Annotated in this window: 28 protein-coding genes; 14 read left to right on the forward strand and 14 right to left on the reverse strand. The window is 68.6% G+C overall.

Annotated features, from left to right (window positions below):
- Window positions 1–41 precede the first annotated feature (41 nt).
- The 3 genes from ACFWFP_RS29870 to ACFWFP_RS29880 all read left to right on the forward strand — a co-directional run bounded on the left by ACFWFP_RS29870 (window position 42) and on the right by ACFWFP_RS29880 (window position 2,941).
- Window positions 42–1,100 (forward strand): beta-ketoacyl-ACP synthase III, encoded by a 1,059-nt coding sequence (locus ACFWFP_RS29870; protein WP_379300559.1) that lies wholly within the window; start codon window positions 42–44, stop codon window positions 1,098–1,100.
- Window position 1,101: 1 nt separating this feature from the next.
- Window positions 1,102–1,791 (forward strand): lysoplasmalogenase family protein, encoded by a 690-nt coding sequence (locus tag ACFWFP_RS29875; protein ID WP_379300561.1) that lies wholly within the window; start codon window positions 1,102–1,104, stop codon window positions 1,789–1,791.
- 103 nt (window positions 1,792–1,894) lie between these two features.
- The gene (locus ACFWFP_RS29880; RefSeq protein ID WP_379300563.1) at window positions 1,895–2,941 is read left to right on the forward strand and encodes an alpha/beta fold hydrolase; all 1,047 of its coding nucleotides are present in this window, start codon (window positions 1,895–1,897) and stop codon (window positions 2,939–2,941) included.
- On the opposite strand, the gene ACFWFP_RS29885 is transcribed toward ACFWFP_RS29880, so the two are convergent.
- Window positions 2,925–3,371, reverse strand: coding sequence for a hypothetical protein (locus ACFWFP_RS29885; protein WP_379300565.1), 447 nt, complete (start codon window positions 3,369–3,371; stop codon window positions 2,925–2,927). The two genes, ACFWFP_RS29880 and ACFWFP_RS29885, sit on opposite strands and share 17 nt — an antisense overlap.
- 75 nt (window positions 3,372–3,446) lie before the next feature.
- Here ACFWFP_RS29885 and ACFWFP_RS29890 point away from each other — a divergent pair, with 75 nt between their 5' ends.
- The 3 genes from ACFWFP_RS29890 (at window position 3,447) to ACFWFP_RS29900 (ending at window position 5,686) form a co-directional block, all read left to right on the forward strand.
- Window positions 3,447–3,773 carry a DUF4190 domain-containing protein gene (locus ACFWFP_RS29890; protein WP_379300567.1) on the forward strand — a complete coding sequence of 109 codons (327 nt, stop codon included), beginning with the start codon at window positions 3,447–3,449 and terminating at the stop codon, window positions 3,771–3,773.
- A gap of 24 nt (window positions 3,774–3,797) precedes the next feature.
- Window positions 3,798–4,463, forward strand: a complete 666-nt coding sequence (locus tag ACFWFP_RS29895) for a TrmH family RNA methyltransferase (protein WP_379300569.1) — start codon at window positions 3,798–3,800, stop codon at window positions 4,461–4,463.
- Window positions 4,464–4,594: 131 nt separating this feature from the next.
- Window positions 4,595–5,686: a glycoside hydrolase family 76 protein gene (locus ACFWFP_RS29900; RefSeq protein ID WP_379300713.1), complete on the forward strand. Its 1,092-nt coding sequence runs from the start codon at window positions 4,595–4,597 to the stop codon at window positions 5,684–5,686.
- A 1-nt stretch (window position 5,687) separates the two neighbouring features.
- Here ACFWFP_RS29900 and ACFWFP_RS29905 read toward each other — a convergent pair whose 3' ends face one another.
- The gene (locus tag ACFWFP_RS29905; protein ID WP_379300715.1) at window positions 5,688–6,353 is read right to left on the reverse strand and encodes a DedA family protein; all 666 of its coding nucleotides are present in this window, start codon (window positions 6,351–6,353) and stop codon (window positions 5,688–5,690) included.
- A gap of 32 nt (window positions 6,354–6,385) precedes the next feature.
- Window positions 6,386–7,042 carry a DedA family protein gene (locus tag ACFWFP_RS29910; RefSeq protein WP_379300717.1) on the reverse strand — a complete coding sequence of 219 codons (657 nt, stop codon included), beginning with the start codon at window positions 7,040–7,042 and terminating at the stop codon, window positions 6,386–6,388.
- A gap of 212 nt (window positions 7,043–7,254) precedes the next feature.
- On the opposite strand from ACFWFP_RS29910, the gene fbaA reads away from it, so the two are divergent.
- Together fbaA and ACFWFP_RS29920 are read left to right on the forward strand one after the other, a co-directional pair.
- A complete protein-coding gene (fbaA, locus tag ACFWFP_RS29915; RefSeq protein WP_379300571.1) occupies window positions 7,255–8,292 on the forward strand; it encodes a class II fructose-bisphosphate aldolase in 1,038 nt (345 codons plus the stop codon).
- Window positions 8,293–8,322: 30 nt separating this feature from the next.
- Complete coding sequence (locus tag ACFWFP_RS29920) at window positions 8,323–9,441, forward strand: BTAD domain-containing putative transcriptional regulator (protein ID WP_378995878.1); 1,119 nt, start codon at window positions 8,323–8,325, stop codon at window positions 9,439–9,441.
- 59 nt (window positions 9,442–9,500) lie between these two features.
- On the opposite strand, the gene ACFWFP_RS29925 is transcribed toward ACFWFP_RS29920, so the two are convergent.
- The 3 genes from ACFWFP_RS29925 to ACFWFP_RS29935 all read right to left on the reverse strand — a co-directional run bounded on the left by ACFWFP_RS29925 (window position 9,501) and on the right by ACFWFP_RS29935 (window position 13,386).
- Window positions 9,501–10,559 carry a fused (3R)-hydroxyacyl-ACP dehydratase subunits HadA/HadB gene (locus ACFWFP_RS29925; RefSeq protein ID WP_379300573.1) on the reverse strand — a complete coding sequence of 353 codons (1,059 nt, stop codon included), beginning with the start codon at window positions 10,557–10,559 and terminating at the stop codon, window positions 9,501–9,503.
- A 98-nt stretch (window positions 10,560–10,657) separates the two neighbouring features.
- Window positions 10,658–11,974: a hypothetical protein gene (locus ACFWFP_RS29930; protein ID WP_379300575.1), complete on the reverse strand. Its 1,317-nt coding sequence runs from the start codon at window positions 11,972–11,974 to the stop codon at window positions 10,658–10,660.
- A gap of 1,067 nt (window positions 11,975–13,041) precedes the next feature.
- Entirely contained in the window at window positions 13,042–13,386 is a 345-nt protein-coding gene (locus ACFWFP_RS29935) for a hypothetical protein (protein ID WP_379300577.1), read from the reverse strand.
- A gap of 901 nt (window positions 13,387–14,287) precedes the next feature.
- Between ACFWFP_RS29935 and ACFWFP_RS29940 the strand changes: the two genes are divergently transcribed.
- Together ACFWFP_RS29940 and ACFWFP_RS29945 are read left to right on the forward strand one after the other, a co-directional pair.
- On the forward strand, window positions 14,288–14,722 hold the full coding sequence (locus ACFWFP_RS29940; protein ID WP_379300579.1) for a DUF3151 domain-containing protein: 435 nt from the start codon (window positions 14,288–14,290) through the stop codon (window positions 14,720–14,722).
- 25 nt (window positions 14,723–14,747) lie between these two features.
- Complete coding sequence (locus ACFWFP_RS29945) at window positions 14,748–15,914, forward strand: aromatic acid exporter family protein (RefSeq protein WP_379300581.1); 1,167 nt, start codon at window positions 14,748–14,750, stop codon at window positions 15,912–15,914.
- A gap of 2 nt (window positions 15,915–15,916) precedes the next feature.
- On the opposite strand, the gene ACFWFP_RS29950 is transcribed toward ACFWFP_RS29945, so the two are convergent.
- Genes ACFWFP_RS29950 through ACFWFP_RS29960 form a run of 3 tightly spaced genes read right to left on the reverse strand, consistent with a single transcriptional unit; the run spans window position 15,917 to window position 18,226 of the window.
- Entirely contained in the window at window positions 15,917–16,771 is an 855-nt protein-coding gene (locus ACFWFP_RS29950; RefSeq protein WP_379300583.1) for a glycosyltransferase family 2 protein, read from the reverse strand.
- A gap of 40 nt (window positions 16,772–16,811) precedes the next feature.
- Window positions 16,812–17,600 carry a site-2 protease family protein gene (locus tag ACFWFP_RS29955; RefSeq protein ID WP_379300585.1) on the reverse strand — a complete coding sequence of 263 codons (789 nt, stop codon included), beginning with the start codon at window positions 17,598–17,600 and terminating at the stop codon, window positions 16,812–16,814.
- The gene (locus ACFWFP_RS29960) at window positions 17,597–18,226 is read right to left on the reverse strand and encodes a hypothetical protein (RefSeq protein WP_379300587.1); all 630 of its coding nucleotides are present in this window, start codon (window positions 18,224–18,226) and stop codon (window positions 17,597–17,599) included. Before ACFWFP_RS29960 ends, ACFWFP_RS29955 begins: the two co-directional genes overlap by 4 nt.
- A gap of 266 nt (window positions 18,227–18,492) precedes the next feature.
- Between ACFWFP_RS29960 and ACFWFP_RS29965 the strand changes: the two genes are divergently transcribed.
- The 3 genes from ACFWFP_RS29965 (at window position 18,493) to ACFWFP_RS29975 (ending at window position 21,250) form a co-directional block, all read left to right on the forward strand.
- Window positions 18,493–19,782: an adenylosuccinate synthase gene (locus ACFWFP_RS29965; RefSeq protein ID WP_379300589.1), complete on the forward strand. Its 1,290-nt coding sequence runs from the start codon at window positions 18,493–18,495 to the stop codon at window positions 19,780–19,782.
- 229 nt (window positions 19,783–20,011) lie between these two features.
- On the forward strand, window positions 20,012–20,893 hold the full coding sequence (locus tag ACFWFP_RS29970) for a hypothetical protein (protein WP_379300591.1): 882 nt from the start codon (window positions 20,012–20,014) through the stop codon (window positions 20,891–20,893).
- Between the two features lie 63 nt (window positions 20,894–20,956).
- Window positions 20,957–21,250, forward strand: a complete 294-nt coding sequence (locus ACFWFP_RS29975; protein ID WP_379300593.1) for a hypothetical protein — start codon at window positions 20,957–20,959, stop codon at window positions 21,248–21,250.
- Here the strand turns inward: ACFWFP_RS29975 and ACFWFP_RS29980 are convergent, their stop codons facing one another.
- The 3 genes from ACFWFP_RS29980 to ACFWFP_RS29990 all read right to left on the reverse strand — a co-directional run bounded on the left by ACFWFP_RS29980 (window position 21,251) and on the right by ACFWFP_RS29990 (window position 23,121).
- The gene (locus ACFWFP_RS29980) at window positions 21,251–22,069 is read right to left on the reverse strand and encodes an alpha/beta fold hydrolase (protein ID WP_379300595.1); all 819 of its coding nucleotides are present in this window, start codon (window positions 22,067–22,069) and stop codon (window positions 21,251–21,253) included.
- 187 nt (window positions 22,070–22,256) lie between these two features.
- Window positions 22,257–22,820, reverse strand: coding sequence for a methylated-DNA--[protein]-cysteine S-methyltransferase (locus ACFWFP_RS29985; RefSeq protein ID WP_379300597.1), 564 nt, complete (start codon window positions 22,818–22,820; stop codon window positions 22,257–22,259).
- 37 nt (window positions 22,821–22,857) lie between these two features.
- Window positions 22,858–23,121, reverse strand: a complete 264-nt coding sequence (locus ACFWFP_RS29990) for a hypothetical protein (protein ID WP_379300599.1) — start codon at window positions 23,119–23,121, stop codon at window positions 22,858–22,860.
- Window positions 23,122–23,183: 62 nt separating this feature from the next.
- Between ACFWFP_RS29990 and ACFWFP_RS29995 the strand changes: the two genes are divergently transcribed.
- Complete coding sequence (locus tag ACFWFP_RS29995; protein ID WP_379300601.1) at window positions 23,184–24,683, forward strand: PLP-dependent aminotransferase family protein; 1,500 nt, start codon at window positions 23,184–23,186, stop codon at window positions 24,681–24,683.
- On the opposite strand, the gene ACFWFP_RS30000 is transcribed toward ACFWFP_RS29995, so the two are convergent.
- Both ACFWFP_RS30000 and ACFWFP_RS30005 read right to left on the reverse strand, forming a co-directional pair.
- On the reverse strand, window positions 24,670–25,041 hold the full coding sequence (locus tag ACFWFP_RS30000; protein WP_379300603.1) for a hypothetical protein: 372 nt from the start codon (window positions 25,039–25,041) through the stop codon (window positions 24,670–24,672). The two genes, ACFWFP_RS29995 and ACFWFP_RS30000, sit on opposite strands and share 14 nt — an antisense overlap.
- Before the next feature lie 78 nt (window positions 25,042–25,119).
- On the reverse strand, window positions 25,120–26,217 hold the full coding sequence (locus tag ACFWFP_RS30005) for a CaiB/BaiF CoA transferase family protein (protein WP_379300605.1): 1,098 nt from the start codon (window positions 26,215–26,217) through the stop codon (window positions 25,120–25,122).
- Window positions 26,218–26,283 lie beyond the last annotated feature (66 nt).

Raw genomic sequence — 26,283 nt, forward strand, 5'->3', positions numbered from 1 at the left:
CGTGGTCTGTCCGGAAAGTCTGAAGGACGTGTGAGTCACCTGTGGTGAGCATTGCAGTAAACAAAGGTCGCGACAACGTTGCGATGCTCGGGATCGGTGCCTACCGTCCGCAGCGCATCGTCACCAACGCCGAAGTGTGCGAGACCCTCGACTCGACGCCCGACTGGATCTTCGAGCGCACCGGTATCCACAACCGGCGCTGGATCAGTGGCGACGAGACGATCCGGTCGATCGCCGCGGCCGCCGGTGAGCGCGCGCTGAACAACACCCCGATCGATCGATCCAAGATCGGCGCGGTCATCCTGTGCACGTCGAGCTGGCTCAAGCTCACTCCGCACGGCGCGCCCTCGGTGGCCTTCGACCTGGGGCTCAACGGCGTCGCCGCCTTCGACCTCACCTCCGGCTGCGGTGGCTTCTGCTACGGGCTCGGCGTCGCCGCCGACCTGATCCGCGCGGGCTCGTTCGACTACGTGCTGGTGATCGGCGCCGAGACGATGACCGTCGGCCTCGACCCCACCGACCGCGGCACCGCGATGATCTTCGGTGACGGCGCGGGCGCTGTCGTCGTCGGCCCGGCCGAGGACAACGGCATCTCCCCGACGGTGTGGGGCAGCGACGGCGAGAACGCCGAAGCCATCGCCCAGGACGTCGATTTCCTGGAGTACATGAACAAGGCGCAGGCATTGCAGGGCACCGACCCGGCGGTCGAGGCCGTCGGCCGGATGTCGCTGCACATGGAGGGCCCGAAGGTCTTCCGCTGGGCCGCGGTCACCCTGCCGCGCGCGCTCTCCGCGGCGCTCGAGTCCTCCGGCGTGGCCAAGGACGACATCGAGGTGTTCGTCCCGCACCAGGCCAACGCCCGGATCAACGAGCTGATGAAGAAGAACCTCGGCCTGGCCGAGAGCGTCCCGATCGCCAACGACATCGAGAACACCGGCAACACCTCCGCCGCCTCGGTGCCACTGGCGATCGAGGAAATGCTGGTCACCGGCAAGGCGAAGGGTGGCCAGCTCGCGCTGCTGCTCGGCTTCGGCGCGGGTCTGAGTTACGCGGGCCAGGTAGTGACCCTGCCGCCCGCCCCCAAGGAACCGAGCTTCTGACATGCGAGGGCTGCGCGCCGCTTATCTGGGGGCGGCGGCGGTCACCGTGTTCGGTGCCGTCACCGGCCGCGACCGCCTGCAATGGGTCGCCAAACCACTGCTGATGCCGCTGCTCGCCGCCGACACGGTGACCAGCGGCGTCGAGCTCGATCCGGCCGAACGCCGTCTCCTGCTCGGCTCACTGGCCGCCGCGACGGTCGGCGATGTGCTGCTGCTCGACCCCGACGACGATCGCCGCCTCATCGCGGGCGCGTCCTCCTTCGCGGTCATGCAGACCGGCTACTCCCTGCTGTGGTGGAAGCGCGGTGCCCGGCCTCGCCCCGAGATCGCTCTGCCGCGCGTGGTGGCCTGGGCCGGCGCGGCGGGCTTGATGCGCGCCAAAGCCCCGAACCTCGTGCTGCCGCTCACCGCCTACGGCGCGACATTGGGCACGGCCGCGACCCTCGCGTCGGACCCGGCTCTCGCCCCCGATGCGAAAAACATCGCGGGCCTGAACATTCCGAACGCGGACCCGCGCAGTCGCTACGGCGTCGGAGCCCTGCTGTTCACGATCTCGGATGCGCTGATCGTGGTGCGCCGCCTCTTCGCCCGCGACGACCGCACCCGCCGACTCACCGAAGGTGTCATTCTGGCCACCTATGCCTGCGCGCAATACCTGCTCACGGAGCCGCCTCAGCCCGGTGACCGCTGATTTCGCCGCGCAACTGCCGGCCAGGAGTGGAACGGTTCCCGGTGTCACACGGCGCTTACTCAGATGTTGTCGCGAGGCAACACCGGCCGCGCACGCTTCGTAGATGAGTGGGCAGGCGCAGTTCATCGAGGTGCACGGGTATCGCCGGGCGTTCCGGATGGCCGGAACCGGTCCGCCGCTGCTGCTCATCCACGGCATCACCGATAGCTCGGGGACGTGGGCGCCGGTCTTCGACGCGCTCGCCGAGCACTACACCGTGATCGCACCTGACCTGCTCGGTCACGGTGAATCGGACAAACCGCGCGGCGACTACGCGGTGGCCGCCTACGCCAACGGCATGCGCGATCTGCTCAGCATCCTCGGCATCGAGCGGATCACCGTCGTCGGGCACTCGCTCGGTGGCGGGGTCGCGATGCAGTTCGCCTACCAGTTTCCCGAGAAGGTGGAGCGGATCGCGCTGGTGTGCCCGGCGGGAATGGGTGCCGGGGTGCACCCCGCGTTCCGGCTCGCGACACTGGCGGGCGCGGGCCCGGCGCTGATGGCGATCACCAGCTGGCCGGTCCGCACCGTGGTGACGGCCGCGGTACCGATCGTCACCGCACTCGGCGGCCTCGGTCTCGGTCCCGACGCCGAATACGTGCTCCGCCTCTACGGACACCTCGCCGACACCGGCGCCCGCAACGCCTTCCTGCGCACCATCCGCGCGGCCGCCGACCGCCGCGGCCAGACCATCACCATGCTCGACCGCGGCTATCTCGCCGCGCACCTGCCCACGCTGGTCATCGGCGGCACCCGCGACACCGTCATCCCGTCCGGTCACGCGAATCGCGCGTACCGTGCCTTCCCGGGTAGCCGCATCGAAATCTTCGCGGGCGCGGGTCATTTCCCGCACCACTTCGACCCCGACCGCTTCGTCGCACTGATCCACGCCTTCATCGAAGAGACCGACCCGGCCGTCTTCGACCCCCTGCGCTGGCAGCGCACCCTGCGCCGCGGGCGCCCGATCGTCGCCCTCCCGTCGCCCGCGCCGTCGGACAACCCCGCGCCCACACCGTCGGTCAACCCGGCATCCGCTGCGTCGATCGGCCCGGCGCCCGCTGCTGTCCCGGCGCGGACGAACGACCACGCGCCGCTCACAGCGCCAGGATGATCCGATCCCGGTCCTGCGGGTCCACTCGAATCGGAACTGTCTGTCCGACCACCATTCTCGGTTTGTGCACCGGCATCACATCCACCACGATCGTCCCGTGGTAACTCTCGGACCCCGGCACCGTGAGTTCCACATCGAACTCGGTGAGCTCACTCGCGTGATCGGTCCGGCGCAACGGATGCACCCCATCGATGCGCGCCCATCCCTCCAGCCCGTGCCTGAGCAACCGCCGATCCGCCCGCGTCGGCATCGAGGCCCATGTCATCGCGATACCGCACGCCGAGCCGAACAGCCCGACCATGATCATCACCTGAAACGGCGCGGTCCCCGGCGGTGCGTGCGGAGCCAACCACCCCAACCACACCGCGAGCGCGATCAGATACCCCGCCACGACGCCGATCAGCGCCCGCAACACCCGCGGATGATCCATCCCGCTCACCACCGAAAAGACTCTGTCCCTCCAGGATAAACGGCGATTCGGGGCTGTCGCGATTACGCTTCGGTCATGAGTTTCCCGGACAACGGGCCCCAGGGCTATCCCCAGGGCTATTACGGCCCGCCGCCCGAACATCCGCAGGCCACCACGGTCCTGGTCCTCGGCGTGCTCGGCATGTCGCTGTGCGGATTCTGCGCTCCCTTCGCCTGGCTCAAGGGCCGTGGCGTGCTCGCCGAAATCGATGGCTCCGGTGGGCGGATCGGTGGTCGCACGCAGGTATACGCCGGGTACATCCTCGGCATCGTCGGCACGTGCTTGCTGGCCTTCACCGTCCTGATCTTCGGGGTCGCCCTGGTGCTGATGATCATCGGCGCGACGGCCGATTCCTCGTCGTAGGCAGGCCCCGCCTAGCATTGCCGGGTGAATGAAGCAGAGGTCGCGGGCCCGACCGAGTGGGGCGAGCACCCGCACGGCCTCGGTCCGTGGGAGCAGGAACACGGCACCCCCGTCCCCACCGACGCGCGCTACGACCCTGTTCTGCTGGCCGAGGGCGACCGCCGCAACGTCGTCGACGCCTACCGCTACTGGACCCGTGAGGCGATCGTCGCCGACATCGACGCCCGCCGCTTTCCCTTCCACGTGGCCATCGAGAACTTCGGTCACGACGCCAACATCGGCACCGTGGTCCGCACCGCCAACGCCTTCGCCGCCGCCGCGGTGCACATCGTCGGCAGACGGCGCTGGAACCGTCGCGGCGCCATGGTCACCGACCGCTACCAGCACCTCGTCCACCACAGCGACCTCGCCGAACTGCGTGAGTTCGCCGCGCGCGAGGGTTTGACGGTGGTCGCCGTCGACAATGTGCCCGGCGCGGTTCCGCTCGAGACCGCCGACCTGCCACGCGACTGCCTGCTGCTGTTCGGCCAGGAGGGCCCCGGCGTCAGCGATGACGCGAAAGACGCAGCGGCCCTGACTGTTTCGATCGCCCAGTTCGGCTCGACCCGCAGCATCAACGCCGGTGTCGCCGCGGGCATCGCCATGCACGCCTGGATCCGCCAACACGCCGATCTGTCCGCGGCCTGGTAACGGAATGGGCACGGAATGTCGGTACCACCTGGCACCATGGAGCCATGACCTCGCGCAGCGGCCGGCGCCCCCAGCCCTCTGATCGCGCCGGATCCGTGCCCACCCCGGCGCTGTGGTCCGAGCGTGCCGACATGGCCGAGTCCGCGATCGTGTCGCGGCACCTGCGGACGCTGTGGGGTTGTCCCGGAACGGAATTGGGTGTCGTCGGGTGGCCGGCGACCCGTCGCGAACGGGCGTTCGCGGGCTGGCACTACTGGTGGCAGGCCCACCTGCTCGACGTCGCTGTCGACGCCGCCAATCGCGTCCCCACCCCTGCCCGCCGCAGACGCATCGGCGCGATCGCCCGCGGCATCCGGCTCCGCAACATCACCGGCTGGACCAACCGCTACTACGACGACATGGCCTGGCTGGCCATCGCCCTGGAACGCGCCGAGCGCACCCAGGAACTCACCTCGGCCCGCAGCGGCCTGCTCGCCCTCGAACAGAAGCTCTACGGCGCCTGGGAACCCGAGGTCGGCGGCGGCATTCCGTGGCGGATCAAATCGGACTTCTTCAACGCCCCCGCCAACGGCCCGGCGGGCATCGCGCTCTTACGTCTCGGACGAGTAGAGCGCGCGCGAGAGATGGCCGACTGGCTCGACGCCACCCTCCGCGACCCCGAATCCGGCCTGATCCTCGACGGGATCCACCTGCCCTCGGGCGAGATCGAACGCCCGGTGTTCAGCTACTGCCAGGGTGTCGTGCTCGGCCTGGAAGCCGAACTGGCCGTGCACACCGACGATGACGAACGCCACACCGACCGGGTCAGCAGCTTGCTGGCCGCGGTGGAAGAACACATGACCACCCGGCTGGTGATCAACGGTGGCGGCGGCGGTGACGGTGGCCTGTTCAACGGTGTGCTGGCGCGCTACCTCGCGGTGGTCGCCCTGATGTTGCCCGGCGAGGGCAAGCAGGCCGACATCGATCGGCGCACCGCGGCGGCCATCGTCAAAGCCTCGGCCACCGCCGCCTGGGCCAATCGGCTCGAGTTCGAAGGCGAGCCGCTGTTCGGATTCGACTGGAGCAAACCGGCCAGGCTGCCGGGCGGTACCGCGGGCGCGGGCAAATTCACCGCGGGCGGGTCGGTGACGGCCTCGGCGGTGCCCGAACGCGATCTATCCGTGCAGCTGTCCGGCTGGATGTTGATGGAAGCGGCCTACCAGGTCACCGCGGCCGGTTTGTAGCTCAGCGCTCGGACTCGACCGCGACGCTCGGCTCGAGGTCGTACTCCTCGACCGGCCGCGCCATCTCCTGGCGATAGTGCCGGATACCGAGGACGGTGCCGATGATCAGACCGACGATCAGCGTGCCGATCACCGCGGGCATCAGCCACGGAACCTGCTCGAGGAACTCGCCCGCGTAGTACCCGATCAACAGCAGCACCGGCGCCCAGATCACCGCGCCGAGCGTGCTGGCGACGGTGTAGCGCCGATGATCCATCCCGGCCGCACCCGCCACCATCGGGCACAGCGTGCGCACCCACGGAATCCAGCGGGCCACCAGCACCGCGAGGAACCCGTGCCGTTCGAGCAGATCGGTGACCTTGGCCAGATTCTTGGTGTTGATATACCGGCCGTTCTTGCGCGCCACCAGGCGATGCCCGGTGCGCGCCCCGACGACATAGCCCACCTGATTACCCGCGATCGCGGCGAGCATCGTGCCCACCGACAACCCCCAGACCTGCGCTTCGCCATTGGCGTGCGAGGCGAGCACGATGCCCGCGGTGATCAGCATGGAATCACCGGGCAGGAACAGCCCGATGATGAACGCGCATTCGAGAAAGACGAAAACTAGCACCACCGTGCAGACCACAACGGGGCCTGCTGAGATCAGCGGATCGAAGCTGCCCATAGCGAGGGTCGACGGTACTGCGGTCACAGGGATCAGTGCGTCTCGTTCGTCGAAGCAGCCAGCTCGCCGCTCTGCGCCGGCGCGACCGGTGCGTTGCGGCGCTCGAGCACCTTCTTACCGACCGTGATGATCGCGGGCAGGATCGAGACGAACACGATCAGCAGGAAGATTCCCTCGATGTGGTCGCGGATGAAGGGCACGTTGCCGAGGAAGTAGCCGAGGACGGTGACGCCGCCACCCCACAGCACCGCGCCGACGATGTCGAACGCCACGTACTTGCGGTAGCTCATCTTCGACACACCGGCCAGCACCGGCATGAACGTGCGCACGATCGGCACGAACCTGGCCAGGATGATGGTCTTGGGGCCGTGCTTCTCGAAGAACTCGTGCGTCTCGGTGACGTAGTGCTTCTTGAAGAAGCGGCTGTCTTCCTTCTTGAAGATGGCCGGGCCGATCTTGCGGCCGATCCAATACGCACACTGGTCGCCGAGGAAGGCTGTGAGAATCACCAACGGTACGAGCACCCAGATCGAGAGGGTGGAGCCCGGCTGTGCCGCGAGCATGCCGCCGGTGAACAGCAGCGAGTCACCGGGCAGCAACGGGAACAGCAGACCCGTCTCGATGAACACAATCGCCAGGATGGCCGGTAGCACCGCGTTCTTCAGCCAGGTCTCCTGGAGTAGATACATCGGGTCCAGCAACTGGGTCAGGGCAAGGTTGTTCGTCACCGCATCGGATACCGCCAGCAAAGTCACGGCCCCCACAGTACCGGTCCGATCTGTGACATGAGTGCCCTGCGGGTGAACCTCGCCCCACCGGGTGATCTCGCGTTCGCCTTCCTAATTTAGGGTGTGGCCTGACAGAATTGGTTTTTGCTCCCCACAAGACGGAGGTCACTGCTGTGCCTATCGCGACCCCGGAGGTCTACGCCGAGATGCTCGGCCGGGCCAAGGCGCACTCGTTCGCGTTCCCGGCTATCAACTGCACGTCGTCGGAGACGATCAACGCCGCCATCAAGGGCTTCGCCGACGCGGGCAGTGACGGCATCATCCAGTTCTCCACCGGTGGTGCCGAGTTCGGCTCCGGTCTCGGCGTGAAGGACATGGTCACCGGCGCGGTGGCACTGGCCGAGTTCGCGCACATCGTCGCGGCGAAGTACGACGTCACGATCGCGCTGCACACCGACCACTGCCCCAAGGACAAGCTGGACACCTACGTGCGTCCGCTGATCGCGATCTCGCAGGACCGCGTGAACGCCGGTCTGAACCCGCTGTTCCAGTCGCACATGTGGGACGGCTCCGCCATCCCGATCGACGAGAACCTCGAGATCGCCCAGGAGCTGTTGAAGGCCTGTAAGTCGGCCAACATCATCCTCGAGGTCGAGATCGGTGTCGTCGGCGGCGAGGAAGACGGCGTCGAGGCCGAGATCAACGACAAGCTCTACACCTCGCCCGAGGACTTCGAGAAGACCATCGCCGCGCTCGGCGCGGGCGAGAACGGGCAGTACCTGCTGGCCGCCACCTTCGGCAACGTGCACGGTGTGTACAAGCCGGGCAACGTGGTGCTCAAGCCCGAGGTGCTGGCCGAGGGTCAGCGCGTCGCGGCCGAGAAGCTGGGCCTCGAGGCCGGCGCGCAGCCGTTCGACTTCGTGTTCCACGGTGGTTCGGGCTCGCTGAAGTCCGAGATCGAGGACTCGCTGCGCTACGGCGTGGTGAAGATGAACGTCGACACCGACACCCAGTACGCCTTCACCCGCCCGGTCGCCGGTCACATGCTCGCCAACTACGACGGTGTGCTGAAGATCGACGGTGAGGTCGGCAACAAGAAGGTCTACGACCCGCGCAGCTACCTGAAGAAGGCCGAGACCTCGATGGCCGAGCGCGTGACGGAGGCCTGCAACGACCTGAAGTCGGCCGGACGCTCCGTCAGCGGTTCCTGATTTTCGTACCAGCAAACGGGGCCCGAGCTCATGAGTCTTGATGTCCGTGTGCTCGGGCCCGTACGACTGCTCGTCGGCGGCGAGCCGGTAGCGGTCGGCGGGCCCAAGCCGCGCGCTCTCCTTGCCGCGCTCACCGTCAATCGGCGGCGCGCGGTGTCTTCTGCTGTGCTCGCCGAGATGGTCTGGAACGAGGATCCGCCGGATTCCTACGCGGCCAGCCTGCAGGTGTTCGTGTCGAATATCCGTAAAGCGCTGCGCAACGCGGGGATCGACTCGGCGCAGGTGCTGCGGACCGAGGGCGCGGGCTATCGGCTCGAAATCCCCGATACCGCATGCGATCTCGGACGTTTCGAGAGCGCGCGCGAAGCGGGTTCGCGGTGTTTGGACGTTGGGGACCACCCCGGCGCGGCCAATCTTTTCGGTGCGGCACTGCGGGAATGGACCGGGCGGGCACTGGCCGACCTGGCCGGATTGCAGTTCGCCGACGGGTTCGCCACCGCGATGAACGAGGAGCGGCTACTCGCCGTCTCCGCGCGCGTCGACGCGGAAATCGCCTGTGGCCGGGCGTCTTCGGTGATCGGCGAGTTGGTGTCGATGACCAACGAGCATCCGCTGCGCGAGCCGCTGTGGGGGCAGTTGATCACCGCGCTGTATCTGTCCGGGCGGCAGGCGGACGCGCTGGAGGCGTGCCGGCGGGTGCGCAACGTGCTGGCCGAGGAGCTGGGCATCGATCCGGGGGCCGCGCTGATCGAGCTGGAGCGGCAGGTGCTGCGCCAGGAGCCGTTGAATGTGCTGGCGTCCAGGCGATCCGATCAGGTGGCCGCGGCGATGACCGAGACCGTCACCGAGGTGCCGCAGTCGATCCGGAACGGCAATCTGCGATTCGCTGACGGGCGGACGCTGCCGATTCCCCACGGGGGGATCAGGATCGGCCGGATGACGGACAACGAACTGGTTCTCGATGATCCGAAGGCAAGCCGGTATCACGCGCACATCATGCCCAGCCGTGCCGGACTGCTGATCAAGGATCTGCACTCGGCCAACGGGGTCTATGTCAACGAGGTGCCGATCGACAACGGGGCACTGCTGGCCGATGGCGATGTAATCCGTATCGGTGGAACGGTTTTGGTGTTCATCGCGGTGAAGTAGGCCTGGGACCCTGGGTCTGCCACGGCGAAAGGTCGTGGCAGACCCAGGGTGGGCAGGTGCTATGTCAGGCGGATTTCGGCCGCTGCTCGGCCGAAGAGCTTGCGGCCCTCGGAGACTCCGCTCAACAGCACCGTCGCCGCGCGGCGGCCGGGATCGATCGACTTGATCTTTCCGGAGAATTCGATGACGCCGGCCTCGGCGGGGGGAACCGGAACGAAACCGGAGAAGCGGACGCTCAGCTTCTCGATGGCGGTCGGGTCGCCCAGCCAGTCGGTCAGGTACTGCGCGGTCAGGCCCATGGTGAGCAGGCCGTGAGCGACCACGGTGGGTAGCCCGGCCAGTTCGGCGGCGCGGTCGCTGAAATGGATCGGGTTGGGGTCGCCGGAGACGCCCGCGTAGTTGGCCAGGTCGCCACGGGTCAGGCGGGCGGTGGCGGGGGGAAGTTCGGTTCCCTTTGCCAGCGAGTCGAATTCGGGGATGGTGTTGACCGCGACGGTTTCGCGCACGGGGAGCGCGGGGGCAGGGCCGGTGTGGCGGATCAGGAGATCGCCGGTGCCGACGCCGCCGATGGAGTCGGGGCGCGGGTGCATGCTGATGTTCTCGACGGCCTCGACGATATTGGCATCGACCTCGATGCCACGGCGGGCCACGATCGTGGTGGTGCCCTGCACAGCCACCTGGTCGTGCTGGTTGCGCAGCTTGAAGCCGACGTTGATGAAGTCGTTGTCGCCGAACTGGCGGATCGACTCGATCTCGATCTCGGTGCTGATCCGGTCGCCCGCCAGCATCGGGTGGAACAGCTCGAAGACCTGGTCTGTCTGCAGCACCTGCGACAGGTCGTACTCGGTGAGCACGCTGTCGAGCAGGGCGCGGGTGGCGGTCATGCCGATCACCGAGGCGAAGGTCGGCGGGGCGATCACCCCGTCGTAGCCGAGCTTGCGCGCGTCGACTTCCTGTTGATGGGCGGGGTGCAGATTCTGCACCGCGCGCGCGAATTCCCGGATCTTCTCGCGGCCGACTTCGTAGTGATCGCGGAAAGCGAAGCGCTGACCGACCAGCGTCGCATCCGGGACCACAGCATCGATGTCCGGCTGCTCCACTGTCTGTTCCCTGCTCATGATCCGGAAAACTTTACTTGTTCACCCGTCTGGATCACCAGTTATGTGTGACCCGTCATAGCAGGCAGAAGAGCCCCCTACGACGGGTCGACGCACGATCAGGGAGTTCCCGCGGGGTCACACACCTTCCAGCTACCGTCGGTGCGCTGCAGGTCGAACGTCCGCGCGGTCCGTTTCGACGGATCCGCCGTGGTGTACACCGTGGCCTGGGCGAGGGCGGTGTCACCGGTGATCCGCACCGCGTCCACGCTGTCGACCACCGGAATGGAACCGCGCTCGGTCGAGACCTCGTGCACGCCTTTGAACTGTTCTGGAGTGATGCCCTGATAGAACGTGTGCAGCTCGCCACACGTACTCGCCCGCAGGTCTTCCAGGTCGCCGCTGCGCAGCGCGTCGGTGTAGTCCCCGATCACCGCCTTCACCTGTCCCTCGGGCGAATCGTCCGTACCGCCCATCAGTGCCACGACCGTCGCGATCAAGGCGACGACCAGCACCGCGGCGCCACCGGCGGCCAGCAGCCACTTCTTGGACCGCACGGCCCCGGGCTCACCGGCCTCCTCACCCGGCTGGACCCCGATCCGCTGCGGCGGCGCCACCTGACGCTGCCCCTCGCCCAGCTGATGGGCCGGTCGAGTCGGCTGAATATCCGCGGGCGAAGGAGCCGAACCACCAGTCCGCTGCGGCACACCCGGCCCGCGCGGCGGCGACGGCTGCGTCTCCTCGATTCCCTGCTGGCCGGAATCGGCCGAGGCGGAACCACCAGGCGCTTGATTGCCCGCGACAGCGAGCCCTGACAGACCGGCCGCCGCGGCCCCGAACTGCTTGGGACCAACGGATCCTTGCTCGCCGGCCGCCCCGGGGCCCTGCTGGTTCGAAGCGCCCGATCCTTGCTGACCGGCGAGCCCGTGCTGGCCTTGGCCCTGGTGTCCTGGACCGACCGGCCCTGGTCCGCCGGGCCGCGAGCCCGCAGGCCCTTGCTGGCCTGGCCCTTGCTGACCGCGTGCGGGTCCCTGCTGCCCCGGCCCCTGTCCGAATTGGCCGGGTCCCGGCGGTCCCTGCTGTCCCGGACCCGCGGGGTGCTGCCCCGGACCGCCGAGCCCGGGCTGCCCTGCCTGTCGGGGCCCGGCAGGACCGCGGGGCGTATTCGGCGGCGGCGTCATCGCAGGCCGCCCACCCGCGGGCGGCACCACCCGGTCGGTCCCACCCTGCTCAGCGGTCTTCGCCCGCTGCACCGGCATCGCGGTGGTCGGCGCATCCGCCGAACCCACCGTCCGCATCGCTACGGTCCGGTCCTCGAACCCGGACCCGGGGCCTCCGTCCTTCGGCGCACCGGTCTGAAACTTCTCGGTCGCGTCGACATCAACCGGCTTGTCGCCCCGCGAGTCACCCTGTCCCGCAACGGCACCGGCCTTCACAGCTTCGGATCCTGCTGGCCCGGATCCTGCTGGCCCGGATCCTGCTGGCCCGGATCCTGCTGGCCCGGATCCTGCTGGCCCGGACCCGGCTGGCCCGGACCCGGCTGGCCCGGACGCTGCTGGCCCGGACGCGGTGGCTGCGGATGCCGCTGGCCCGGACCCTGTGGCTGCGGATGCTGCCGGCCCGGATGCTGCTGCCGCGGCCACGGCGGCTGCGGATCCTGTCACTGCGGACCCTGACGCTGCGGGGCCTGCCGCGTCGGCGTCTGCCGCTTGCTCGGTAGTCGAGGGCCCGGTGCTTGCGGGCTTTGTAGCTGTGTACCCGCTGGCCGAGTCGGCCTCGGTGTTCGTGGTCGTAGCGGCAGTCGTGTCGTCCTTCTGCTCTGCGGTCGCGGACGCGCTCGAATCAGCTTCGGCTGCGGTGCCTTCCGTGGAGCTGTCGCCGTCTTGCGCCCGCGTGTCGGCGCCGCCATCGGCGTTCGACTTCGAGCCACGCTGTTCCGCGGCCTCGTCGGATCCGGCGCCCGCTGTGGCCGCCGCTGCGGCACCTGTGGCCACAGCACCGGCCGCCGCAGCTCCGGCAACCGTGCCACGTGCGGTTGTGTCGTTCGGTGCGGATTCGTCGCCGAACTCCGCATACGTCGCCGCTGCGAGTTCGGCCCTGTTCATCGCGGCAGTCGGCACATCGGCCTGAGCCGACTTCGACTGGGCGCCACCCATTTTCACCGTGCGGTCATCCGCCGAACCTCCGCGCCCCGCCGCCGGATTCCGTCCGGGAATCGGCATCGCGGTCGTCGGCGCGTCCGGTCCGGCGAGGTCGGCGCCCTGATCGTCGCGGGGTGCTCGGCTCGAAACATCGGCTCGGTCACCCCGGCTCCCGCCGGGCAACCCCGTCGACAACCCGGCCAACGGCGACCCGCCGTCAGCTGAATCCTGTTCCGCCCCTTGCTCACCAGAGCGGCCATTCGAACCCGAGGGCGCGTTCCCCGGCCGTCCACCGGAAGGCGAGCTGCCGGGCCCACCGACTCGCGAATCGCCACCGGGTCCGGCGGGCTGCGGTCCACCACTCACAGTGCCGGGCCCGCCCGGCTGCCGAGCCCCGGCATTTCCGCCCTCGACACGGGGTCCACCGGCCTGCTGAGACCCGGGGGCACCGCCCGGTCCGTATCCCGCGTGCGGCCCACCACCCTGCTGAGAACTGGGCCCACGACCCGCTTGCGGCCCACCTGCGTACTGCGAACCCGGCCCGCGCCCCGCGTGCGGTCCACCTGCTTGCGGGGAACCGGGCCCTCCGCTCGGCCCGCGTCCGGCTTGCGGGGACCCGGGCATCCCGCTCGGCCCGCGTCCTGCTTGTGGCCCACCCGCTTGCTGCGAACCCGGCCCACCCGGCCCGCGTCCCGCTGAGAGCGCACCTGTCGGTTGCGAACCCGGCCCGCGTCCCGCTTGCGGCGCACCTGTCGGTTGCGAACCGGGACGACCGCTCGGCCCGTACCCCGCCTGGGGTCCACCGCTCGGTCCGCGTCCCACCTGTGGTCCGCCGCCCTGTGGCGAACCGGACCCGCCGACCGGACCCGCGGGCCGCGGGGCGCCCTGACCCGAATGCGGTTGTGCACCAGGAGCATTGACGCCCGCCCCCGGCGCACCGCCCGGCCGCGCCCCGCCGGGCGTGAACCCCGGCCGGCCCCACGACTGCTGTGCACCCGGTCCCGAAGGCTGTTGTCCGCCGGGCACATTGCCTTGTCGCCCGGCGCCTTGTCCCGCGCCGGGCGCAGTGCCACCCGACCGCCCACCAGCGGCGTTACCCTGCGGTGCGCGAGGCCCATCTTGCGCAGACCCACTCTGGACCCGCGATCCGCCGGAAGCCACGGGTCCACCCGGGCGCTGAGCACCACCGGGCTGATCGCCCTGCCCCGCGGCGGCCTGCGCCCCACCGGAACGCGCGTCCTGCACGCGCGCACCGGCATCGGGTCGACCCGGCAGATCTTCTCGCCGGATCACCACCGTCGCGTCAGGACCCACCGGCTGTCCCGTCGGCCGGTCCGGCTCGGTGACCGACTCCGGTGCGCCGGGAGGGGACGCGGACGAATCGTCACGCCGGCCGGGCGCGCCGGGACCGGCAGACTCTGCTGCCGGGTTGTTCTCGTCGGTCGGGTCGGACACCTCTGTACCCCTCGCTCAGGCTCGAACGTTGCACTCTGCGCTCAGCCTAATGGGCACAGCCGCGAAGCGGTCCCAAGTCTGTCGCGCACGGCCGTGGCGAAGGTGAAGGCGGGCCGGTCGGCGTCTGCCACAGCCTCGGTGCACAATGAACCCATGACCTCCTTCGGTGACCTGCTCGGACCGCAGCCGGTCCTCCTTCCTGAACTGATCGACGCCGAAGACGCCATTGCCGCGGGCACCGACCCGGTCGAGGTCGCCGCGCAGTTCCCGGCCGCATCGATCGCGTGGGCCCAGCTGGCGGAGGGCGCTCTGCGGCGCGCGGGCGGCGAGGTGAATCACGACACCGTCGCGGCGTACGCCTTCGCCCGCACCGGCTACCACCGTGGCCTCGACCTGCTGCGGCGCAACGGCTGGAAGGGTTTCGGCCCCGTCCCGTGGAGCCACGAACCCAACCAGGGGTTCCTGCGCAGCGTCGGCGCGCTGGCGAGCGCGGCGAAGACGATCGGTGAGACCGAGGAGTACGCGCGCTGCCTCGACCTGCTCGAAGACTGCGACCCGCGCGCGGCGAACGAACTCGGCCTGGACTGAGCCAGCGGTCGGGTCCGAGTCGTAGGTGAGCGAACACAAGCCTTTCGTCGCCGTTGCCACTCCGGTCGTCGCGGCCGCCAAGGTCAGCACCGTCGGCCGGTACCGGGCGTCGATCGAGCGCCTGCGGCTCTCGGTCATCCCGATCATCCAGTGCGCGCTCGGCGCCGCGCTGGCGTGGTTCATCGCACACAACCTCGTCGGCCACATCGAACCGTTCTTCGCGCCGACCGCCGCGGTGGTCTCCATCGGTATCTCGTTCGGTGCGCGAGTGCGCCGGTCGGTGGAACTGGTGGTGGGTGTCGCGGTCGGCATCGGCATCGGCGACCTGTTCATCGCCCAGGTCGGGACCGGTGTCTGGCAGGTGGCCCTGGTGGTCGGCGGCGCCATGGCGGTGTCGGTCTTCCTCGGCAGCGGCGCGCTCATGACCATGCAGGCGGCGGGTTCGGCCGTGCTGGTCTCGACCTTGAACCAGGCGCCCGGCGCGGGTCCGAACCGCATGATCGACGCCTTGATCGGCGGACTCGTCGGTGTGGTGATGGTCGCGCTGATCCCCCTGCACCCGGTGCGCCGCGCCCGCGAACACGCCGCCGACGTGCTGTCGGTGATGAGTAAATCGATGATCACCTGCGCCGAGGGCCTGCTCGAACAGAACTCGACGAAGGTGTCCGACTCGCTGTCGGCGGTGCGCGACACCCAGCCCCAGATCGACGCCCTGCGCGACGCGCTCGCGGGCGGCCGTGAGATCAGCCGCATCTCACCGCTGTACTGGAATTCCCGAAAACGTTTGGAACGCATCCACAACGCGGCCGACCCGCTCGACAACGCGGTCCGCAATACCCGTGTGCTGCTTCGCCGTTCGCTCACCCTGGTCCGCGACGACGAGGTCCTCGATCCGCGCTTGATCGACCTGGTCGACCAGCTGGGCCACGCCACCGACGTGGTCCGCAAGATGATGCTGGCCGATCCGGGCGAGCAACCCGATCAGGCCGAAGCCCTCACGTCGTTGCGCAGCGTCGCCAAGGGCGCACGCCCCGAACTCGTGGTCGGGGCGGGCCTGTCGGCGCATGTGGTCTTCGCACAGCTCCGCTCGATCGTGGTGGATCTGATGGTGGTGTGCGGAATGCAGCGCATCTCGGCGATCGCCCTGCTTCCGCCCACCGTGCCCAATCCGTATGTGACGCCCGAGGAGTGACTTCAGTCGCCGACGGGGGAAACGCGCGGGCGCCCCGATTGCAGCGAGAAACGCTTGCGATCGAAATCCCACGCCCGGTAGATCGGCCACTGCGAGGTGTGCATGATCCAGGCGCCGGTGATCACCGCGCGATGGAACGGCACGATGGCGTAGCCCTGATTGGCGATGGTCTGCAGGCCGCGCAACTGGTACTTCCACCACACGTCGGGCGGGGTCTTGCGACGGCGCGCGGAGATCTCGGCCCGCAACGTCGGCAGCTGGTCGATGCGCAGCTTCGCCTTCGACAGGCACAGCGCCAGATCGAGGTCTTCGTGCAGGTCGCGACGGGTGGTGGTGGCGGATCGCACCTGGTCCCACGCCGAGCGCCGGATCGCCATATTGGCGCCGTGCACATTGCCGACGGGCTGGGTCTTGATCATCCCCAGCCGTTCCTGCCCGCCGATCGCGGCCGCGAGGAAGATGCCGATCGGGGAGTCGTGATAGGTGCTGATCCCGGTCACCGCCATGGTGTCCGGGTAGGAGTCGAGGTGGGCGCGCACGGTGGCGCCCCACTCGGGGGAGACGAGGGTGTCGGCGTCGATGCGGCCGAGGTAGTCGCCGCGAGCCTTGTCGAAGCCGGTGTTGCGAGCGAACGCGACGCCGGGTTGCGGCTCGGAGATCAGCTCGATCTTGGGATGTCGGGTGGCGAGTTCGGCGACGATCTCGCGGGTGTTGTCGGTGCTGCCGTTGTCGACGACGACGATCTCATCAATCGTGTCCTGGTCGACAAGGCGCTCGAGGCAAGCGGTGATGCCCGCTGCTTCGTCTAGCGCCGGGATGACGACGGACAGGACAGCGGACGATCCGGTGGAGCTCATACGCAATTTCCGTTCCAGGGTCGATTCCGACCCGCTGGCCTCAACGCCAGAATCGGGTCAACTGGCCACCATAGGCGGCCCACACCTCTGGTACCCCCGATAGTTCGAACAATGCGTAAACACCGTTGAAGAACACCTGACTCAGCGGGGTGAAAAAGATGACAGCGAACAGGATCAACATGCCGTAGGGCTTGAACTGATCGAGCGAGCGCCGTGTCTGGTAGCTCAGCGACGGCTCGATGATCCCGTAGCCGTCCAGGCCAGGCACCGGCAGGATGTTCAGCAGAAACGCCGTGATCTGCAGAAACGCGAGGAAGCTGAGCCCGCACCAGAACGCGGGATGCTCGGCGACCGACCCGAAGGCCCGGATCACGATCAGCAGCACCACCGCGCACAGCGCGTTCGACGCGGGGCCGACCGCGCTCACCAGGCGCTGCACACTCGTGTTGAACCGTGTGGTGTCCACATACACCGCGCCGCCGGGCAGCCCGATCCCGCCGAGCGCGATGAACACCAGCGGCAGGCCGATCGACAGCACCGGGTGGCTGTACTTCAGTGGATTCAGCGTGAGATATCCACGCACCTCCACCTCGTGATCGCCCGCCCGCCACGCCACATACGCGTGGGAGAATTCGTGCAGACACAAGCTGATGATCCAGCCGAACACCACGAGCACGAACACGCCGACCTTGGCGCGCACCGAATCGATATCGGCGTCCCAGGCGAGTGCACCGCCGCCCACGGTGATCAGGACGATCAGCAGGAATACCGGGCTCGGCCGGACCGCGCTGTGCCCGGACCGCCGATCCGAGGGGAAGGAGTAGGTCATCGCACCAATAGCCAGGGTTGTTCGAATCGATAGAAGGTCGAGCGGGGGACGGTGCGTTCGGCGGTGATCCCGTCGCGGGTGACGACCGCCCCCGGCGTCCCGAGCTGGGCGGCGCGACCGGACACCCAGGTGCGCTTGCGCAGGCCCTTGCGCACTCGCGCGCGGACACCGGGCATGGTCATCGTCGGCGAAATCAGCATCGTGGTGACCTTGCCGGTGAACAGCAGCGTGTCGTCGACATAGGCTTCGCCCTCGAGCTTCGCGCCGTCCACGCCGGTGATGCTCGCGCGGCCGACCAGCACGGTGCCGGTGTCGTCGCGGATCAGCGGGGTTTCGATCGCCCGGCCCTCCACCGCTCGTTTCGCGGCGCCGTTGCCGGTTCCGGTCTGATAGACGCGGGAGGCGTAGGTGGTCTCGACCGGGACGAAACCAACTTCGACGTGCAATCGCTCGGTGCGCATCAGATGGGTGAGTACGGCGGCGAGCGAGGCATCGGCGCCGAGCACGATCAGGCGCGGCAGGCTGTCGGCGGCCAGCACCGGAAGCAGCTCGTCGATCACCGCGACATCGGGGACACGCCCGGTCTGGGTGTTGGGTAACGAGGTGAGCGAGATCGGGACCGGCATTTCACCGCATCGGAGAACATGGGTACTCAAACTGCGGTACACCTTCCTCGGTCACGCAAAATCACTGCCGACTGGTAACCGTAACCGATCAGGGCAGGTGCGGTAGGGCGGGGTCGAACCGCTCCGGCGGGGCAGGTCGATAGGACCTGATCAGACGTCGGCTAGACTGTGCCTCCGGCCACCGCCTCAGTGATAGACGCGCCAGCGTCTACGGCAGGTAGCTGCAGTGCCGCGTGTGCTGCCGTCGATCTGTAGGAGACTCCGAAATGCCGGCAATCGTCCTCATCGGTGCCCAATGGGGCGACGAGGGTAAGGGCAAAGCTACAGACCTGCTCGGTGAGCGGTTGCAGTGGGTGGTCCGATACCAGGGCGGCAACAATGCCGGCCACACGGTGGTGCTCCCCAATGGCGACAAGTTCGCGCTGCACTTGATTCCGTCCGGCATCCTCACCCCCGGTGTCAAGAACGTCATCGGCAACGGTGTCGTCGTCGACCCGGGCGTGCTGCTCGAGGAACTGGCCGGTCTGGAAGAGCGCGGAGTCGACACCTCCGGCCTGCTGCTCTCCGCTGACGCGCACCTGATCATGCCGTATCACGTGGCCATCGATAAGGTCACCGAACGCTTCCTCGGCAACCGCAAGATCGGCACCACCGGTCGCGGTATCGGCCCCTGCTACCAGGACAAGGTCGCCCGCGTCGGCGTCCGCGTGGCCGACGTGCTCGACGAGAAGATCCTCACCCAGAAGGTCGAAGCTGCCCTGGAGTTCAAGAACCAGGTGCTGGTCAAGATCTACAACCGCCGCGCGCTCGACCCGCAGCAGGTGGTGGACGAGGTGCTCGAGCAGGCCGAATCGTTCAAGCACCGCATCTCCGATACCCGGCTCGAGCTGAATCTGGCGCTCGAGCGCGGCGACACCGTGCTGCTGGAAGGCTCGCAGGGCACGCTGCTCGACGTCGACCACGGCACCTATCCGTTCGTCACCTCGTCCAACCCGACCTCGGGTGGCGCGGCGGTGGGTTCGGGTATCGGGCCGAACAAGATCGACACGGTGCTCGGCATTCTCAAGTGCTACACCACCCGTGTCGGCTCCGGCCCGTTCCCGACCGAGCTGTTCGACAACTTCGGTGAGTTCCTGGCCAAGAACGGCGGCGAGGTCGGTGTCACCACCGGTCGTGCGCGTCGTTGTGGCTGGTTCGACGCGGTGATCAGCCGGTACGCCACGCGCGTCAACGGGGTCACCGATTACTTCCTCACCAAGCTGGATGTGTTGTCCGGGCTGGATACGGTGCCGATCTGCGTGGCGTACGAGATCGACGGTAAGCGGGTCGAGCAGATGCCGACCACGCAGACCGAGTTCCATCACGCCAAGCCGATCTACGAGGAGCTGCCGGGCTGGTGGGAGGACATCTCCCACGCTCGTAGTTTCGAGGAGCTGCCTGCCAACGCCCAGGCGTATGTGTTGCGGCTGGAGGAGCTGTCGGGCGCGCGGATCTCGTGCATCGGTGTGGGGCCGGGTCGTGATCAGACGATCGTTCGGCATGACGTGCTGGCTTGATGTGAGGCTGGGGAACTAGCTCGAAGGTCCGGTGCCGGTAAGCGGCACCGGACCTTCTGTTTTGTCTCAGCGGACGGCACGACGCCGGCGCCGGCCTGAGCGGTGATGCCTGATAGCTATCGATTTGTGGCATCCGGCCGGCAACCGTTATCGTTCGCGGGCGGCGCGCGGGGACGCGCCGTTTCCTCGGGTGTTAGTGGGTGTCGGCGTGATCCGTCGGTCTGTGAATGTGAGCTCTTCGACGGTGCGGCGGGTTGCTCGGCCGGTGATCGGGGTGGTGCCCATGGCGTTGGCGGTTGCTTGCGCGAGTGTTGCTGTCGCGGTGCCGCAGCCGGGTGTGAACGAGGTCCCGGTGCAGCCGGGTGTCACCACCGAGGCCCCTGTCGATGAGGGTGGGCGTTCGGATCTGGCGAAGTTCGACGGTCCGGATTCGCTCGGGCATCTGACGCCGGAGCGTCCGGAATCTCGCCCGGTGCCGGAGTACACCGCGCCGGCTCCGCCGATCGTCATCGAGGAACTCCATCTTCCGGAGCCGGTCGAGCCGGTGGCCCCGATCGCGCCGCCTGAGCGGACCCTGCGCGTCGGCGACTTCACCAGCCCCGTTCCCGACGAGGTCCCGAACGACATCCTCGATGGTGTGAACGGCACCGCGGCCGACGCCGAAGCCGCGATCGCTACCCAGGGCCGCTCGATCGGCATCAACCCGAGCCGCTCGGACAAGATCGCCGCCGCGACCGTCGGTGGCGCGCTGGCCGGAGCCGCGATCGCGGGTGTTCCGGCTGCTGCCGTCGGCGCGGTGGGCGGCGGCCTCATCGGCGCCGGCATCGGTGCCGGTGTCGGCTTCGCCGTGGGCGCCGCGGGCACCGCGGGCGCGGCCGCGATTCTCGGTGCCGCGGCGGCGGTTCCGACCGCGGGCGCGAGCGCCTTGGCGGCGATCCCCGCGGGCTTTGCCCTGGCGTGGCCGATCGCGGCCGCCAGCACCGGTGCGGGCGCCGCCATCGGCGCCGCGGCGGGTGCGGCTACCGGTGCCGCCGTGCTCGGCGTCCCCGCAGCCGCGGCGGGTGCCGTCGCAGGCGGCGTGCTCGGCAGCGGTTACGGCGCGACTCTCTGACCACCTCCGCATCCGAATGCCGGCGGGGGTAGCGTCGAGAAGGGTTTCGGATGGAGGTGGACGATGACTCTGCGACGTGGGTCAGCCGCGGCGGCTCTGCTGGCGCTGGCGGTCCTGCCCGGATGCGCCGCCCCGGACGCGCCGACGCCCTCGCCCAGCGCCACCCCGGTGCGTTCGGCGCCGCCGCCCGCGCAGACTCTCGCCCCCTCGCAGCAGCGCAACGACCGCATTCGCGGAATGCTCTACACCGTTGGTTGCACCAGTAACAGCTGCGTCCAGGTCTACTTCGCGTGTCTGGACGGCTACCTCACCGGTGAGCCGTGCCAGTTCTTCCGCGATCACCCACCGCCGCCCTGATTACTGTGTGCGGGTGAGGAATTCGCCGGCAGCGGGGGCGAGGACGGAAATCTTGGGGTTGTGACTCACTCCGGGGAGCTCGGCGAATTCCGCGTTCGGGAGCACCGCGGCGGCGGCCTTGGAGCCCTTGATGAGCAGCGGTGCGGTCCGGTCGCCCGCGAGCACGAGCACCGGCACCTCGACACCCGCCCAGTCGGCCGGGTCCAGCTTCTTGCCCTGCATGTACGGCTTCATCACGGCCCAGTCGTGCGCGGTCGAGTTCGACGTCGCCGTCAGCGTCTTCCAGAACGGTGTCACCCGCATCGCCGCCACCATCAGCAACGGCATCCCCATCGCCTTGGTCATGTAGTACCGCACGGTCTTCCCGCGATCGCCCGCGGCGATCATCGGGTGCAGCTTGGCTTCCAGATCCTTCGGCGGCACATGGCCTTTCGTGTCGACCACGAACGGCGGCTCGAAAGCCACCACCTCGGTGACGCCGGGCACGGACTGGGCGGCCAGCAGCGCCAGCGCGGCACCGGAGGACCAGCCGAACAACGCCGCCTTCCCGCCCGCGGCCTCGACCAGCGCCGCGATATCAGCGATCTCGTTGGCCGCGTCGTACACGCCGGGGGAGTCGGTGCTGTCACCGCGTCCGCGCCGGTCGTAGTTGAGCACCGTGAGCCCGTAATCGTCGGCGAGCGCCTGCGCGAGTTCGACCATTGTCGGGAACGCCCGGTAGCTGAAGGCGCCACCGATCAGGATGACGGTCCCGGCGGTCCCCTCACCGATCCGGTCGTAGGCGATCGTGGTGCCGTCGGCCGACGTCACAGTCTGCATGGGGGAATTCCTCTCGATAACGGGCCGCCGCGCTCGACGGTACGCGATCACCTCGACCGCAGGTCCGCGCGGGTTTCGCGGACCCACAGCTGGCGCGAGCCGGGCGAGTCTGATCTTGTTCGTTGAGACGGGGCCCGTCGCGGAAATTCATCGGTGGTGCGCCGGGCCGCTGCCGCCGCGATACCGATCAGAACAGCATCGGTTCGCCGAAACCCGGCGTCCGTTCGATCTCCAGCAGCCGCGCTTTGGTGCCGATCCCGCCCGGCGCCGAGAAGCCGTGCAGCGCGTGATCGGCCGCGAGCACCCGATGGCAGGGGATGATGAGCGGCACCGGGTTGCGCCCCAAGGCTTGTCCGACGGCCTGCGCGGAGCCGGGAGCTCCGATCCGACCGGCGATATCGCCGTAGCTGAGCGTGTGACCCGGGTCGATCTCGCGCGTCACCGCGTACACCGCGCGATGGAATTGCGGCACCCCCCGCAGATCCACCTCGATCCAGCGCAGTGCGTCGACCGCCCCGTCGAGGTGGGCGCGAATCCCCGCGATCGCCTCGACGATCACCGGCCCCGGCGCGCTCTCCGGCACCGGTGACCCGTGGAACGGCCGGGTGATCCGGGCGAGGGTTTCCTCCTCGCTCGCCTCGGGCAGCTGGAACCGGACAACGGCGTCACCGTGCCAGGCGATCGCGCACAGCCCGATAGCGGTGTCGAACAGTGCCGAAACCACCGTCTCGGTCTGCGTCGAGTCACTCATGATCACAGTGTGCGCCGACCCACCGACAAAGACATACTCACGCGGCGAGCGGCCCTCGCTGCGTGTCCGCCGACTGGACATTAAGGCCAGTTTCGTGCAACTGGACTGCGTCGTCGCCGACCTCGTGCGAACGCATCGCATCGAGATCCCGGTAGAGGCGCTGCTCGTCGTAGGTGCCGAATGCCCGGTCATGCGGCAGATATTGGAACGGCCAGAAGGGCAGCTCGCCCTTCTTGGGCGAAAAGTGATAGACCGCCAACCCGAAGGCAACGGCAACGGCGAGGGCAAGGAAAGTGGTCATGTTCGTAAGAATCCCCCCACTGGCCTTGCTGAGAAATATCCACTTAGGGAATACTGGACTTTATGGCGACAAGAGTGATCGGTGCGGCAGGCTTGGCTCGCGACCTCGGCCGGTGGCGTGACCCCGAAACCGACGGCGACGCCGAACGCCGCCCGCACCGGCCCGCCTATCTGGCCTTGGCCGAAGCCATTCGCCTGCTGATCCACGACGGCCGCGCTCCGCTCGGCGTCGCCCTGCCCAGCGAGCGCGATCTGGCCGGAACACTCGGTGTCAGCCGCACCACCATCACCTCCACCTATTCGCTGCTGCGCGAGCACGGCTACCTGATCAGCCGCCAGGGTTCTCGCAGCACCGTCGCTCTGCCGCCCGCGATCCAGCACGACGGCGCCAAGCCCAGCCGCGGCATCATGGCCCTGATGGCGCAGCCGGAACTTCCGACCATCGACATGACCTACGCCGCGATGCCGGCCTCGCCCGAACTGCACGACGCCTATTCGACGGCGCTGCAAGGAATTCCGTCGTATCTCGGCACCCACGGCATGGACCCGGTCGGCATCCTCGCGCTGCGCGAAGCGCTGGCCCGCCGCTACACCGCGCGCGGACTACCGACGGAACCGGAACAGATCCTGGTGACTCTCGGTGCGCAACACGGACTTCGGCTGCTGCTCAACGTGCTCGCCTCACCCGGCGCCCGGGTCCTGATCGAGCACCCCTCCTACCCGAACGCCATCGAAGCCATCCGCGACGTCGGCGCCCGCCCCATCCCGATTCCGCTGCGACCCGAATTCCCCGATGCCGGTTGGGATCTCGAGGGTCTGCGCAGTACTGCACGGCAAACCGCGGCTACCCTGGCCTACCTGGTTCCCGACTTCAACAACCCCACCGGACTGCTGCTCGGCGCCGAGGGTCGCGCCGAACTCGCTGCCATCGCCCGCGACACCAGGATGACCGTCATCGTCGACGAGTCGATGGGCGAGCTGAACCTGTCGGACGCGACGATGCCCCCGCCGGTCGCCGCGTTCGCGAAGGGCTCGGAGATCGTCACCATCGGTTCGGCGTCGAAGTCGTTCTGGGGTGGCCTTCGGGTCGGCTGGATCCGTACCGGTCAGCCGCTGATCACCAAGCTGCTCGGCATCCGCTCCACCGTCGACCTGGGCACCCCGGTGATGGACCAGCTGGCCACCGTCCACCTGCTGGAGAATGCCGAACCCATCCTCGAGCGCCGCCGCGAACAGCTGCGCACCCAGCGCACCGCCCTGCTCGACGCCGTCGCCGAGGACCTCCCGGGCTGGCACATCACCGTCGGTGCGGGCGGCATGTCGGTGTGGGCCCAGCTGCCGAGCCCGGTCTCCACCGCGCTCGCCGCCACCGCGCCCAATCACGGCGTACTACTCGCCGCCGGACCACGTTTCGGCGTCCAGGGCGCGTTCGAACGTTTCGTCCGGCTGCCGTACACCCACCCCGAAGCCGACCTCCGCATCGCCGTCAAATCCATCGCCGCGGCCTACGACGCGCTCACACCCCGCGCCGCCGACCCGCTCCAACCGCTCACCTGCTACTGAACGCGCACGGGTTGTGCCCGGTGGAGGCCGGTTCGGGGCGGACAGTTTCGTATCCCGCCCCGAACATGAACAGCACCGAGGCCACCAATCCCACCGCGGTCAGCGGCACCGCGACGGCGCCGCGTTCGGAGGGGTAGCGAAACAGCAGCACCAGCAAACACAGCAGCGAGACGGCGGCGGCCAGCAGTAGCCCGGTCGCGAGCCCGTTCAGCACGGTCACCATCACCGGCACCGGCGCCGCACTGTGGCAATGGTTTTCGGCGATCTGCGCGGTGCGGGTGTCGAACAATCCCTCGGCCAGGACGAAGCACAGCACCGCCGCGCCGAAGGTGGTGACCGCGATGAGGGCGGCAAGCACCTTCGGTGGGGTTCGGACGGTTCGCAACCTCGGCCTGTCGTCGATAGTGCAGAACTTTACCGACGACAGGCCGCCGAATCAGTCAGCCCAGACCGTTTCGATCGGTGTCGCGATGTTCGGCGGGGGAGTGGGCGTGCCGCCCGGTGTGCGCGAGAAGCGCGGGGCGGGCGCGTGCTGGACCACACCGTCGATGTCGATCAGGCCGGTACGGGCCACGATGTGCGGGTTCTCGGTGGCCTCGGTGAACGTCAGCACCGGTGTGGTGCAGGCGTCGGTGCCGTCGAAGATCGCGGCCCACTCGTCGCGAGTCTTCGTCAGGAACTTGTCGGTGAACAGCTTGCGCAGCTGTTCCTGACCGTTCGGGTCGATCTGCATGGGCAGACCTTCCGGGTCGATCTCCAGCCCGGCCAGCAGTTCGGCGTAGAACTGCGGCTCGATCGCGCCGACGGCCATGTACTTGCCGTCGGAGGTCTCGTAGGTGTCGTAGAAGGCCATGCCGGTATCGAGCAGGTTGGTGCCGCGCTCGTCGGACCACAGTCCGACCCCGCGCATGCCCCAGATCATGTGCGAGAGGGCGAGCGCGCCATCGATCATCGCGGCGTCGATCACCTGGCCCTTACCGGAACTCTGCCGCTCCACCAGCGCGGCGAGCACGCCGAACACCAGGAACATCGAGCCGCCACCGAAGTCGCCGACCATGTTGAGCGGGGGCACCGGCCGCTCGCCCTTGCGCCCGATGGCGTTGAGCACACCGGTCAGCGAGATGTAGTTGATGTCGTGGCCCGCGCGATCGGCGAGCGGGCCGTGCTGGCCCCAGCCGGTCATCCGGCCGTACACCAGGCGCGGGTTGCGGGCCAGCGCGTCGTCCGGCCCGAGGCCCATGCGCTCGGTGACGCCGGGGCGGAAGCCCTCGAGCAGCACGTCGGCCTTCTCGACGAGGTCGAGGATCTTGGCGACGTCGGCGGGGTCCTTCAGATTCGCCTCGACGATCGTTCGCCCACGCCACTGCGGGCGTTCCATGAAGCCGGGCAGCTGGTTCGGGCGCTGCACGCGCACCACGTCGGCGCCGAGGTCGGCCAGCAGTAGCGCGGCGTGCGGACCAGGCCCGATGCCTGCCAACTCGATGACCTTGATGCCCGCAAGGGGCCCCTGCTTGGCGGTGGACTCCGTGCTCACGCGGTGACCTCAGTTCGTCGTCGAACGGTATTGACACTCCGACAATAGCGCTGGGGTGGCGGCTCG

The sequence above is a fragment of the Nocardia sp. NPDC060249 genome (genome assembly GCF_042728755.1).
Taxonomy (GTDB): Bacteria; Actinomycetota; Actinomycetes; order Mycobacteriales; family Mycobacteriaceae; genus Nocardia.

Excerpts from the sequence above, each read along its gene's own strand:
- ACFWFP_RS29965 (WP_379300589.1), top strand. The coding sequence starts at position 18,493 with ATGCCGGCAATCGTCCTCATCGGTGCCCAATGGGGCGACGAGGGTAAG.
- ACFWFP_RS29985 (WP_379300597.1), bottom strand. The coding sequence starts at position 22,820 with ATGAGTGACTCGACGCAGACCGAGACGGTGGTTTCGGCACTGTTCGAC.
- ACFWFP_RS29990 (WP_379300599.1), bottom strand. The coding sequence starts at position 23,121 with ATGACCACTTTCCTTGCCCTCGCCGTTGCCGTTGCCTTCGGGTTGGCG.
- ACFWFP_RS29925 (WP_379300573.1), bottom strand. The coding sequence starts at position 10,559 with ATGAGCAGGGAACAGACAGTGGAGCAGCCGGACATCGATGCTGTGGTC.
- ACFWFP_RS29890 (WP_379300567.1), top strand. The coding sequence starts at position 3,447 with ATGAGTTTCCCGGACAACGGGCCCCAGGGCTATCCCCAGGGCTATTAC.
- ACFWFP_RS29940 (WP_379300579.1), top strand. The coding sequence starts at position 14,288 with ATGACCTCCTTCGGTGACCTGCTCGGACCGCAGCCGGTCCTCCTTCCT.
- ACFWFP_RS29910 (WP_379300717.1), bottom strand. The coding sequence starts at position 7,042 with ATGTATCTACTCCAGGAGACCTGGCTGAAGAACGCGGTGCTACCGGCC.
- ACFWFP_RS29995 (WP_379300601.1), top strand. The coding sequence starts at position 23,184 with ATGGCGACAAGAGTGATCGGTGCGGCAGGCTTGGCTCGCGACCTCGGC.
- ACFWFP_RS29905 (WP_379300715.1), bottom strand. The coding sequence starts at position 6,353 with ATGGGCAGCTTCGATCCGCTGATCTCAGCAGGCCCCGTTGTGGTCTGC.
- ACFWFP_RS29980 (WP_379300595.1), bottom strand. The coding sequence starts at position 22,069 with ATGCAGACTGTGACGTCGGCCGACGGCACCACGATCGCCTACGACCGG.
- ACFWFP_RS29960 (WP_379300587.1), bottom strand. The coding sequence starts at position 18,226 with ATGCCGGTCCCGATCTCGCTCACCTCGTTACCCAACACCCAGACCGGG.
- ACFWFP_RS29950 (WP_379300583.1), bottom strand. The coding sequence starts at position 16,771 with ATGAGCTCCACCGGATCGTCCGCTGTCCTGTCCGTCGTCATCCCGGCG.
- ACFWFP_RS29900 (WP_379300713.1), top strand. The coding sequence starts at position 4,595 with ATGGCCGAGTCCGCGATCGTGTCGCGGCACCTGCGGACGCTGTGGGGT.
- ACFWFP_RS29880 (WP_379300563.1), top strand. The coding sequence starts at position 1,895 with ATGAGTGGGCAGGCGCAGTTCATCGAGGTGCACGGGTATCGCCGGGCG.
- ACFWFP_RS29920 (WP_378995878.1), top strand. The coding sequence starts at position 8,323 with ATGAGTCTTGATGTCCGTGTGCTCGGGCCCGTACGACTGCTCGTCGGC.
- ACFWFP_RS29875 (WP_379300561.1), top strand. The coding sequence starts at position 1,102 with ATGCGAGGGCTGCGCGCCGCTTATCTGGGGGCGGCGGCGGTCACCGTG.
- ACFWFP_RS29885 (WP_379300565.1), bottom strand. The coding sequence starts at position 3,371 with ATGGATCATCCGCGGGTGTTGCGGGCGCTGATCGGCGTCGTGGCGGGG.
- ACFWFP_RS29975 (WP_379300593.1), top strand. The coding sequence starts at position 20,957 with ATGACTCTGCGACGTGGGTCAGCCGCGGCGGCTCTGCTGGCGCTGGCG.
- ACFWFP_RS29955 (WP_379300585.1), bottom strand. The coding sequence starts at position 17,600 with ATGACCTACTCCTTCCCCTCGGATCGGCGGTCCGGGCACAGCGCGGTC.